The 9368-nt window shown below is 63.2% G+C and carries 8 protein-coding genes; 5 read left to right on the top strand and 3 right to left on the bottom strand.

Annotated features, from left to right (window positions below; translation table 11 throughout):
* The first annotated feature begins 309 nt into the window (after nucleotides 1–309).
* From pta to JAB6_RS21225, 4 genes are all read left to right on the top strand, one after another.
* Entirely contained in the window at nucleotides 310–1311 is a 1002-nt protein-coding gene (gene pta, locus JAB6_RS21240; RefSeq protein ID WP_070304426.1) for a phosphate acetyltransferase, read from the top strand.
* Nucleotide 1312: 1 nt separating this feature from the next.
* Complete coding sequence (locus JAB6_RS21235) at nucleotides 1313–2074, top strand: TSUP family transporter (protein ID WP_254671731.1); 762 nt, start codon at nucleotides 1313–1315, stop codon at nucleotides 2072–2074.
* A gap of 299 nt (nucleotides 2075–2373) precedes the next feature.
* The gene (locus tag JAB6_RS21230; protein WP_070304424.1) at nucleotides 2374–3261 is read left to right on the top strand and encodes an RNA ligase family protein; all 888 of its coding nucleotides are present in this window, start codon (nucleotides 2374–2376) and stop codon (nucleotides 3259–3261) included.
* On the top strand, nucleotides 3261–4400 hold the full coding sequence (locus tag JAB6_RS21225) for an AAA family ATPase (RefSeq protein WP_070304423.1): 1140 nt from the start codon (nucleotides 3261–3263) through the stop codon (nucleotides 4398–4400). The genes JAB6_RS21230 and JAB6_RS21225 overlap by 1 nt, the downstream gene beginning before the upstream one ends.
* 4 nt (nucleotides 4401–4404) lie before the next feature.
* On the opposite strand, the gene JAB6_RS21220 is transcribed toward JAB6_RS21225, so the two are convergent.
* From JAB6_RS21220 to JAB6_RS21210, 3 genes are read right to left on the bottom strand one after another with little or no spacing between them, the layout of a single operon-like run.
* On the bottom strand, nucleotides 4405–6135 hold the full coding sequence (locus JAB6_RS21220) for a cobalt chelatase (RefSeq protein WP_070304422.1): 1731 nt from the start codon (nucleotides 6133–6135) through the stop codon (nucleotides 4405–4407).
* Nucleotides 6132–7106 carry an AAA family ATPase gene (locus tag JAB6_RS21215; RefSeq protein WP_083292884.1) on the bottom strand — a complete coding sequence of 325 codons (975 nt, stop codon included), beginning with the start codon at nucleotides 7104–7106 and terminating at the stop codon, nucleotides 6132–6134. The genes JAB6_RS21220 and JAB6_RS21215 overlap by 4 nt, the downstream gene beginning before the upstream one ends.
* Before the next feature lie 40 nt (nucleotides 7107–7146).
* Nucleotides 7147–7989 carry an IclR family transcriptional regulator gene (locus tag JAB6_RS21210; protein ID WP_034758582.1) on the bottom strand — a complete coding sequence of 281 codons (843 nt, stop codon included), beginning with the start codon at nucleotides 7987–7989 and terminating at the stop codon, nucleotides 7147–7149.
* Between the two features lie 198 nt (nucleotides 7990–8187).
* On the opposite strand from JAB6_RS21210, the gene xsc reads away from it, so the two are divergent.
* The coding region (gene xsc, locus JAB6_RS21205; RefSeq protein WP_175444591.1) for a sulfoacetaldehyde acetyltransferase at nucleotides 8188–9368 on the top strand (1181 nt) is incomplete at its 3' end.

Genomic DNA, 9368 nt, shown 5'->3' with positions numbered 1-9368 from the left:
GCAAGACCACCATCATCGAAATCATGTGCACGCGCGAGCTGGGCGACCCGTTCCGCCGCGATGCGCTGAGCAAACCTGTGCGGCATCTGGATAAATATAAAGATTACGTTTGATTGCTTGAGCCAGCGGCAAAAAGCTGGGGTCAGACCCGGCGGGTCTGACCCCGGAATTTAGCCTCGATCCGGCGTAATCCGACACCACCCTGACCGATCCTTGTATGACCCCGGCAATCGCGCCGGGTTTTTATGTGCCGGAACCATGCCTCATGCTTCCATGGTTCCGGCATTTTTTTACCGAATTGGAGTCGCCATGAAAGCCCTGCACCGCATCATCGCCCAGGCCCGCGCCGTGCCGAAACATATCGTCTTGTGCGAGGGCGGCGATGCGCGCGTATTGCAGGCGGCCGCGCGTGCCGCTGCCGAAGGCCTGGCCCACATCACCATCGTCGGCAACCCGGCCGCCATCCTGGCCCTGGCGCAGGAACACGCGCTGGATCTGGACGCCGTGCGCCTGGTCGACCCGGCGCAGTCCAGCGAGTCGGAACACTACGCCCAGCAATTGTTCGTACTGCGCCAGGCCAAGGGCATGACGGTGGAGCAGGCGAGGATCGCCGTGCAAGAACCGCTGTGCTACGCCAACCTGATGGTGCGCCTGGGCGACGCGGACGGCTGCGTGGCGGGAGCCGTGCACACGACGGCCGACGTGGTGCGCAGCGCCATCCAGATCATCGGCGTCGATCCGGCCTTCAAGCTCGTGTCGAGCTTTTTCCTGATGATGCTGTGCGAACCTTTTCACAGCCTCAAGGGCGGTTTCATCTTTTCCGACTGCGCCCTCGTTGTTGATCCGAAAGCCGAGGAATTGGCCGACATCGCCATGGCGGCCGCCGACAGCGCCCAAGCCTTGCTGATGGAAGAACCGCGCGTGGCCATGCTGTCGTTTTCCACCAGCGGCAGCGCCCACCACGCGGCCGTCGACAAGGTGCATGCGGCAACAGACCGGGTCAAGGCCCAGCGTCCGCGGCTGGCCATCGATGGCGACGTGCAGCTGGACGCGGCCATCGTGGCCGAGATTTCCCAGCGCAAGGTCAAGGATTCCGTCGTCAACGGCCGCGCGAACGTGCTGGTGTTCCCGAACCTCGACGCGGGCAATATCGGCTACAAGCTGGCCGAGCGCATGGGCGGCGCCGTCGCCATCGGCCCCTTGCTGCAAGGCTTGAAGAAGCCGGCCAACGATCTGTCGCGCGGCTGCAGCGCGATTGACGTGTATAACGTGATTGCGGTCACGTCCGTGCAGGCCCAGGGTGGACGCTGAGTTGTTCAGCTTGCCCGTGCTGGCGCTGCTGGGTGTGGTGGCGGCGGGCACGTATTTCCAGACCGTCACGGGCTTTGGCCTGGGCATGATCGTCATGGGCGTGGCCAGCGGCCTGGGCCTGGCGCCCGTGCCCGCGCTGGCGGCCCTCGTCAGTTTGTTGTCCCTGGCCAATTGCCTCGTGGCCTTGCCGGGCGCCTTGCACCACCTGGACTGGCGTGCCATCCGCGCGGCCAGCATCGGCTTGCTGCCGGCCATGGCGGCCGGTGTCTTGCTATTGGGATACCTGGACCAGGCGTATGCGCCGCTGCTGCACCTGCTGCTGGGCGCGGCTATCGTGTATGGCGGCGTCAGCATCTTGCTGCAAGCGCCACCTGGCCCCGGCGCGGCCGACAAGCGCAGCTTCTTCATCAGCGGCGTGTGCGGCGGCCTGTTCTCCGGCCTGTTCTCGCTGGCCGGACCACCGCTCGTGTACCAGTTCTACCGCCAGGAAATGAGCTTGAAAACCATCCGCTACAGCCTGATCTTTTTATTCGCCATCAGTGCGGGCGGACGTTCGCTGATGGCGGGCAGCCAGGGCCAGCTCGACGCGAAAGTGCTGCTGCTGTGTGCGCTGGCCTTGCCCGTGGGCGTGCTGGCCACGATGGCCGGCAAGCGCTACCCGCCGCCGATCGCCCAGCGCGGCATGCGCCGCATCGCGTTTGCCGTGCTGACCGCCATCGGTCTTTCCCTGATGGCGGCGGCCGTGCCGCAATTGCTCGGCTAGTCTCCAAGCGTGCGGCGCTTGCAAAATATGCAAACAGCCGTTATATTCGCGGTTCTTTCTAGAACCTCTTCCTTATTGGAGCCAAAAGTGCCTCGCTTCTTCGCCATCACCTGCTAACGCTGACGAAATGCTCTTTGCAGCATCGTTCGGCGCGTTGACGCCCCCGATTGCTGCGGCACTGCTCTTGCTCTTCCCGCACACGCATCCGAGACCCTGGTCTTGATCGTCCACGCCCGAACACGTCGTCAGCACCCCTGACCCTGTATGGACACGCCCCGGTGAACGCGGCGTGGGACGCTATGTTTTTACAATCTTTACCCTTATTCAAATACCCGCGCACGCCGCACCTGGAAGGCTCGCGCCTGCAGGATGGCGACGACGGTTCGGACCAGATGCCCGTGAAAAAGCTGGCCGGCCAGTATGTCGTCATCGAGGAGAAAATCGATGGCGCCAACTCCGCCGTGTCGTTCAGCGATGCGGGCGAGGTGCTGCTGCAGTCGCGCGGCCATTACCTGGCGGGCGGCGGCAGCGAACGCCAGTTCAATCTGTTGAAACCGTGGGCGCATGCGCATGAACACGCCTTGCTGTCCATGCTGGAAGACCAGTATGTGCTGTTTGGCGAATGGTCGTACAGCAAGCATTCCGTGTTTTACGACCGCTTGCCCCATTACTTCAACGAGTTCGACGTGTATTGCCGCCGCAGCCAGATGTTTTTGTCGACGGCGCGCCGCCACGCCATACTGGCCGGCTCACCCGTGCTGTCCGTCCCCGTGCTGTATGCGGGGTTGATGCCAGCCACGCCGAAGCAGCTGTGGCAGCTGCTGCGCCATTCGCTGGCCAAGTCCAGTCTGTGGCGCGACGCTTTTGAACACGCCGTGGCGCGCGAGCGCCTGCCGCTGGACCTGTGCTGGAAGCAGACGGACAAGTCCGACCACGCGGAAGGCCTATATCTGAAGGTGGAAGACGACGAGCAGGTGCTGGCCCGCTACAAGCTGGTGCGCCATGACTTCACGCAAACCATCCTCGACAGCGGTTCGCACCACAGCACGCGGCCCTTGATCCCCAACCAGCTGGCCGAGGGCGTCGACCTGTACGCGCCGCAGCCGCTCGTCACGTGGGAAAGCCTGGGCTTGCATACTTGCCGTTCGCTCGACGAACTGGCAGCTTTCTCAAGGAGTACAAAATAATGAACTGGAAAACCCTGCAGCAACTGGTGCCCATGCCTGGCCAGTCGCCCGATTTCAACGCTTGCCTGGCCGCCTTCCCGCAGCTGGAACTGGCGAAGACGACGCCGCAAAACCCCGTCTATCACGCGGAAGGCGATGTGTGGACGCATACGATGATGGTGGTGGAGTCCTTGCTGGCCATGCCCGACTATCAGCAATCCACGCGCGCGGAACAGGAAATCGTGTTCCTGGCCGCCTTGCTGCACGACGTGGCCAAGTGCAGCACCACGGTGATCGACCCGGTGACGGGCGCCATCGGCCAGCCCGGCCACTCGCGCAAGGGCGCCCTCGATGCGCGCATCGCCCTGTGGGATTGCGACGTGCCGTTTGCCGCGCGCGAAGAAATCTGCCGCCTGATCAATGTGCACCAGGTGCCGTTCTTTGCGCTGGAAACGTCGCGGCGCGGCGTCACGCCCGAGTTCACCGTACGCGAACTGTCGTGGCAAGTCGATATCCGCTTGCTGGCCATGCTGGCCGAGGCCGATATCCGCGGACGTATCTGCCCCGACCCGCAGCGCATTCTGGACGCCATCGAGCTGTTCCGCGAACTGGCGCGCGAGGAAGGATGCTATGGCCAGCGGCGCGCTTTCGTTGACGATCACACGCGCGTCAAATATTTTCGCGGCGCCGAGGCGCATCCCGATTATTCCCTGTTCCAGGAAGCGGGTTCGCACGTGATCGTCATGTCGGGCTTGCCCGCGTCGGGCAAGAATACGTGGGTGGACAAGCACCATCCGCGCCTGCCCGTCGTGTCGTTTGACGATGCGCGTACGGCCCTGGGCTTGAAGCACGGCAAGAACGAAGGGCAGGTGGGCGACTATGCGGAAGAGCGGGCGCGCGAATTGTTGCGCAAGGGCGAACCGTTCGTGTGGAACGCCACGCACTTGTCCAAGTTGATGCGCGAAAAGACGCTCAATCTGCTGTACAAGTACCACGCGCAGGTGGAGCTCGTGTACTTGGAGCAGCCGCGCAAGGAATTACTGCGGCGCAACGGCCAGCGCGACACGTCGCTGAGTAACAAAAAGCTGCAGGGCATGCTGTGGAACTGGGAAATCCCGCTGCCGATGGAAGCGCACACGGTGCGCTACGAGGTGGGCTGAAGGCTTAACGTTTGCGTCCACCGAGCAACTGCGCGATCTCGCTGAACAGCTCATTGTTCAGCGAGGCGGGCAGGGTGGTAGCCAGGCTGCGGCTGTAGTAGGCGCCCAGGTCCAGGCCCAGGCCCAGCCCGCAAATCTCGATGGCGCCCTGCGCTTCGCGGCGCGCCACCACTTGTTTCAGATGTTGCGCGAGGTAAAACTCGTCGTTGGCGAGATTCGTGGCCGTATCCATCGGGCAACCGTCGGACACGACGAGCAGGATGCGCCGCCGTTCCGGGCGCGCCAGCATGCGCGTACACGCCCAGTCCACGGCTTCGCCATCGACGCCTTCGCGGTACAGATCCGCTTTCAGCAGGGCCGCGATATCGGGCCGCGCGCGGCGCCAGCTGGTATCGCCATCCTTGAAGACCATGTGCACGAGTTCATTCAAGCGTCCTGGATTCGCCGGCGAGCGGGCGCGCATCCAGTCGCGCTTGGCTCTTCCCCCATTCCACGCGCCCGTCGTAAAACCCAGCAACTCCGTGGCAACGCCGGCCTGGTCCAGTGCGCGCAGCACAATGTCGAGCAGCACGGCCACGGATTCCGCATGCGTCTTCATGGAGCCGGAGCAATCGACGAGAAAGGTGACGAGGCAATCAGCCTGCGGCAGGAATTGTTCCTTGCGAAACAGCCTGCGCTCGGATGGCGAGCTGATCAGTTGCGCCAGGCGGCGGCCATCGATATATCCTTCTTCTTCGCCAAACGACCAGCCATCGCGCTCGGGCACGGCCAGCAATTGCGTGAAACGCCGCGCCAGGCGGGCCGTGTTGATGCCCAGGCTGGCGATGCGGCCATCCATGCGCTCGCGGTAGTCGAGCAGCAGGGCGCGGCGCACGAGTTCGCCCGCTTTTTCTTCGCGGTCGTATGCCGTGGAATAGGCGCGGTAGCCGCCATCGCCATCGCTGAAGGCGCGGCTCTCGCCCAACGGGGCGGCATCGGGCAGGTTGTCGTTATCGCTGTCGAAATCGAGCAGCAGCTTGAAGGCCGCCTGCGCCTTGGCGTCGCCCGCATCGCCCTCGCCGCCATCGCGCGCCGTTTGCGCGTCTTTCAGCATGGCGTCGACGGCGTGGCTGATGGCCAGCGCATGGCGCGCAAAGGCGGCCTGGTCGGTGCGGTGGCGGCGCAATCCCGCCAGGTCGCCGCTCAATTGCGACGACACCGACCAGCGTGTCGCTTCAATAAAATCTTCCGTCTTTTCCAGCACGGGCCTGGCCGTCAGGCGCGACCAGCACATCTGGAATACCGTGTACAGCAGCAAGCCCGAAGCGCCCTCGGCCAGGCCGGAATCGTAGAACGCGTGCGACCATGCCGTGAAACGGTGGCGCAGGTTGCCGATCACGCCAGCGTGCCGCTCGGGCGCCAGCGTTTCCACCCTTAACTGTTCCAGCAATTCAAACACGAGCCGCGCCACGGGTTCCGCCGGGCAGAATGATTTGTGCAAGGCCGCATCCGTGTGCAGCAGCCGCAGGGCCACGCTGTCGGCCGCGCCGCGCAAGGATGGCAAATCCTGCAGCGCCGCATCGGGCTGCAGATGGGCTGCGTGGATGGGCAGCGGGCGGTGGCCGTCGTGCAGGCGCCGGCCCCGGTAGCGTATCGAGGGAGAAGCGCTGAGGGCGCGGATGGCGCCCGCGCACAACTCATCCGTTTCCTGCTGCTCGCGCGTGTAGGCGGCAGGCGCCGTCGTTTCCGTACTCATGTCTGGCTCGCCAGCAATTCCTCATTGAAACAGCGCTGGTAATACTCGGCCACCATGGGCCGCTCGGCCTCGTCGCATTTGTTGAGGAAGGACAGGCGGAAGGCCAGCGCCGGGTCGCGGAAGATCTGGCAGTTTTCCGCCCAGGTAATGACGGTCCTTGGCGACATCAGACAAGCCAGGTCGCCCGCCGCATAACCGTGGCGAGTGAGGCTGGCCACGGCCACCATGGCGGCGGCCAGCTGGCGGCCTGCCTCGTCGTTCATGGCGGGGACACGCGCCAGGACGATCTGCGTTTCTTCCTCCTGCGGCAAGAAGTTCAAGGTGGCAACGATGTTCCAGCGGTCGATCTGCGCGTGATTGAGCACTTGCGTGCCGTGGTACATGCCGTTCAAGTTGCCAAGGCCCACCGTGTTCGAGGTGGCGAACAGGCGGAAGTGGGGATGGGGCGTGATGACCCGGTTCTGGTCGAGCAGGGTGAACTTGCCGTCGCGCTCGAGGATGCGCTGGATGACGAACATCACGTCGGGGCGGCCCGCATCGTATTCATCGAAGATCAGGGCCACGGGCCGTTGCAGGGACCAGGGCACGATGCCTTCCTGGAATTCCGTCACTTGCTGCTGTTCGCGCAGCACGATGGCGTCCTTGCCGACCAGATCCAGGCGGCTGATGTGGCCATCGAGGTTGACCCGCACGCAAGGCCAGTTCAGGCGGGCCGCCACCTGCTCGATATGCGTGGACTTGCCCGTGCCGTGCAAGCCCTGCACCATCACGCGGCGGTTGTGGGTGAAGCCGGCGAGGATCGCCAGGGTGACGTCCTTGTTGAAGCGGTAGGCGGGATCGATGTCGGGCACGTGCGGGTCGCGCTCCGTGAAGACGGGCACGAGCAGGTCGCTGTCGATATTGAACAGGCTGCGCACGGACTGCAAGGTTTGCGCCGCTGCGGCGGGGGGATGTTGGCGTGAATCTGGCACCTTGTTCTCCTGTGAAACCGCAGCATGGGCGCTACGGCGGTTATGAATGACCGGTTTGCAATGCGTCGTCGTCCCCGCCCGTCGTCGGCATGGTTTCCGATTCGATGGCGGCCAGGGCTTGCGCGGCGCGCTGCAGTGCTGGCAAGAAATGTAAAGCCTTGTCGTGCGTCAAACGGATGATGGGCGCCTGGATCGCCACGGCCAGGTTCGAGCGGCCGTTCGGGTTCGGCACCAGCACGGCCACGCACAGCAGGCCGGGCAGGAATTCCTCGTCGTCCAGCGCATAGCCGTTACGGCGCACCAGTTCCAGTTCGCGCTCGAGCTTGACGGGGTCCGTTTCCGTCTTGTCCGTAAAGCGCGTCAATTCCATATGGCCCAGCAGGCGGCGCCGTTGCACTGGGGTCATTTGCGCCAGGAACAGCTTGCCGCTCGACGAACAGTGGGCCGGCACGCGCGAACCGGGATGCAGGTAGAAGCGCAGCGGGGCCGCCGTTTCCACGCGGTCCAGGTACACCACTTCGCTGCCGCTGAAGGCCGTCAGGTTGCAGCTTTCGCCCACTTCCTCGACCAGCTGGCGCAAGACCATGCGGCGGGCGCCATGGAACGTGTTGTTAATCAAGAGGTTCGACGCCAGGCGGCGCAGGCGCACGCCCGTGCTGTAGTGGCGGCCATCGCTTTCACGCTGCAGCACGCCCACGCTTTCCAGCTGTTGCAGCATGCGGTGCAGAGTGGGCTTGGGCAAGCCCGTTTCTTCCACCAGCGCCTGCAGCGACAGCAACTGGTCTTTTTCGGCAATCACTTCCAGCAAAGCAAACAAACGCATCGTGGGCGTGTCGCCTTCCAGTTTTTCCGGCTCAAGTTTTGGGGATGAAATCATGTCCATGGTGGCCTCGGTTGTCTGTCTGAGTGTTATTTCATTTTCGAACTCAAATTGTACCGTTTCCTCGAAATTCTGTTTGACTTTTGATTGCCGAACGCTTAAATTGAATTGTATATCAAATTTCGGAACAAAATATACCGTTTTTTGATAAATAAGTTGCTCACTACACTGCAGTTCATTACAACAGACCAGGAGACACCCATGAATGACATGACCGACCAAAAAGCCGCCGCAGCCGCGATATCTGTTGGCCCGCAAAAGATGACGCCTTCCGAAGCGTTCGTGGAAACTCTGGCCGCCAATGGCGTGACCGACATGTTCGGCATCATGGGCTCGGCCTTCATGGACCCGATGGATATCTTTGCCCCGGCCGGCATCCGCCTGATCCCCGTCGTGCACGAGCAGGGCGCCGGCCACATGGCTGACGGTTACGCCCGCGTCTCGGGCCGCCATGGCGTGGTCATCGGCCAGAATGGCCCCGGCATCAGCAATTGCGTGACGGCGATCGCCGCCGCCTACTGGGCGCATACCCCGGTCGTCATCATCACGCCGGAAACGGGCACGATGAGCATGGGCCTGGGCGGCTTCCAGGAAGCGAACCAGTTGCCGATGTTCGAGGAATTCACGAAATATCAGGGTCACGTGACCAATCCCGCCCGCATGGCGGAATTTACGGGCCGCTGCTTTGACCGCGCCATGTCGGAAATGGGTCCGACCCAGCTGAACATCCCGCGCGACTATTTTTATGGCGAAATCAAGGCCGAGATTCCAAAGCCGAACCGCCTGGACCGTGGCGCCGGCGGCGAACAAAGCCTCAATGACGCGGCCGAACTGCTGGCGAAAGCCAAGTTCCCCGTGATCATCTCGGGCGGCGGTGTCGTCATGGGCGAAGCGATAGAGGAGTGCAAGGCGCTGGCCGAGCGCCTCGGCGCACCCGTCGTCAACAGCTATCTGCACAACGACTCCTTCCCCGCCAGCCATCCGCTGTGGTGCGGTCCGCTCGGTTATCAAGGTTCGAAAGCTGCCATGAAACTGATCGCCAAGGCCGACGTCGTCGTCGCTTTAGGCTCGCGCCTGGGTCCGTTCGGCACCTTGCCGCAGCACGGCATGGATTACTGGCCAAAGAACGCCAAGATCATCCAGATCGATGCCGACAACAAGATGCTGGGCCTGGTCAAAAAGATTTCCGTGGGTATCTGCGGCGACGCCAAGGCGGCCGCCAAGGCCATCCTGGCTCGCCTCGATGGCAAGGCACTCGACTGCGACGCCACGCGCGACGAGCGCTACGCCACCGTGCAAGCGGAAAAGGCGGCGTGGGAAGAGGAGTTGACGAACTGGACGCACGAAAAAGATGCGTACAGCCTGGACATGATCGAAGAGCA

The organism is Janthinobacterium sp. HH104, assembly GCF_001758715.1.
Lineage (GTDB): Bacteria > Pseudomonadota > Gammaproteobacteria > Burkholderiales > Burkholderiaceae_D > Janthinobacterium > Janthinobacterium aestuarii.
The sequence above is the reverse complement of the archived record's forward strand: the minus strand, read 5'-3'. Positions and strand labels throughout refer to the sequence as shown.

What these genes read in the sequence shown, in the direction of transcription:
- JAB6_RS21210 (WP_034758582.1), bottom strand. Translation starts at nt 7,989, where the DNA reads ATGGACATGATTTCATCCCCAAAACTTGAGCCGGAAAAACTGGAAGGC.
- JAB6_RS21220 (WP_070304422.1), bottom strand. Translation starts at nt 6,135, where the DNA reads ATGAGTACGGAAACGACGGCGCCTGCCGCCTACACGCGCGAGCAGCAG.
- JAB6_RS21230 (WP_070304424.1), top strand. Translation starts at nt 2,374, where the DNA reads ATGTTTTTACAATCTTTACCCTTATTCAAATACCCGCGCACGCCGCAC.
- JAB6_RS21225 (WP_070304423.1), top strand. Translation starts at nt 3,261, where the DNA reads ATGAACTGGAAAACCCTGCAGCAACTGGTGCCCATGCCTGGCCAGTCG.
- pta (WP_070304426.1), top strand. Translation starts at nt 310, where the DNA reads ATGAAAGCCCTGCACCGCATCATCGCCCAGGCCCGCGCCGTGCCGAAA.